Origin of the sequence: Litorimonas sp., from assembly GCA_029936425.1 — a bacterium.
Classification (GTDB): domain Bacteria; phylum Pseudomonadota; class Alphaproteobacteria; order Caulobacterales; family Maricaulaceae; genus Litorimonas.
In genome coordinates this window covers 1-1,002 of sequence record JAPYSU010000187.1, presented here as the reverse complement: position 1 = coordinate 1,002, position 1,002 = coordinate 1, and the positions used below count along the sequence as shown (strand labels likewise).

At 47.5% G+C, this 1,002-nt stretch carries 2 protein-coding genes; both read left to right on the top strand.

The features are described from left to right. The first annotated feature begins 83 nt into the window (after positions 1-83). Complete coding sequence (locus ACN0IC_RS15880; RefSeq protein WP_156790387.1) at positions 84-455, top strand: hypothetical protein; 372 nt, start codon at positions 84-86, stop codon at positions 453-455. An 81-nt stretch (positions 456-536) separates the two neighbouring features. Then, positions 537-887, top strand: coding sequence for a hypothetical protein (locus ACN0IC_RS15875; RefSeq protein ID WP_039926567.1), 351 nt, complete (start codon positions 537-539; stop codon positions 885-887). Positions 888-1,002: the final 115 nt, after the last annotated feature.

Below are 1,002 nucleotides of genomic sequence, written 5' to 3'. Positions count from 1 at the left end.
CAGCGTGGCAGATAAAGCTTGCTACGCTGTCGGCTACGCTACGCAAGTCGGCTTAACTCGGGCGTTAAGTTTGGAGTCTATCTATGGATCACGACGAAGATATAAAAATTATAAATGGCTTTGTTGGTCGTGATTGCGAGAGGACGCTGGCCTGTAATTCGATTAAGTTAAGGTTTGCGGATAAGGGGGAATACATTTGGATTGATCCTCCATGGACCCTCAATAGCTCATCCGGAACGGTTATGTGCTCCGGCGAGTATCCCGGAGATACAAGCGAATTCGAGGAATGGAGTGAAGGTTTGAGCCCTCTTGATCATGTACGACTTACGTCATTTGAGTATCGAAGAGGCTGCTTGGCGCTGTTTTTCAATAATGAGCATACGCTGATAATTCCTCCTTCTTTGGCAGAAGTAGCCCAGGAAGATTTTTATCATCACTGGTATGCAAGTGCCTAATAACTTAACAAGGGCCTCCAGGCCGACCTTCGGCGGCTGAGGCAGGCGTTATGTGAATTCCATGTTTCCTAAGGAGGGGTGATGGAAGAGGAAGAAAACGAGGTTTTAAAAGCTCTGCTTAGTTGTGTGCCTCTCATAGTGCTGGGTGTTCTTGCGCCGGTTGCAGCGTATTACTCTTTTCTGCGTCCAGAGTCAGAGGCTGCAGATATTTGGTTTCAGCGTAGTGGTGCATTAAGTGTGCTCTTTGGAGTTTGGGCAGAGTACAACCTTTCAAAGGTTAATGAGCATATCAATCTCTCTGGGATCGTCGTGAGTTCGCAGACCGAGCTCAGTCAAAGATATAAGTTTCCGTATCGTGTAGCACAGTACTTAGGCGTCGTCCTGGCAATATCGGGTACGGTTATTTGGGGCTACGGTGATCTATTCGTGTAGGGCACATAACAAGCGGCGGCAGGCGGATCAAATTTCCGCTCGTTCCTCGCTCCAATTTGCCTGATCTGTAACCACTTTTGTGGACAGAGTTTTCTGTTCATAAGAGAGGTGTAGT

What these genes read in the sequence shown, in the direction of transcription:
- ACN0IC_RS15875 (WP_039926567.1), top strand. Translation starts at nt 537, where the DNA reads ATGGAAGAGGAAGAAAACGAGGTTTTAAAAGCTCTGCTTAGTTGTGTG.
- ACN0IC_RS15880 (WP_156790387.1), top strand. Translation starts at nt 84, where the DNA reads ATGGATCACGACGAAGATATAAAAATTATAAATGGCTTTGTTGGTCGT.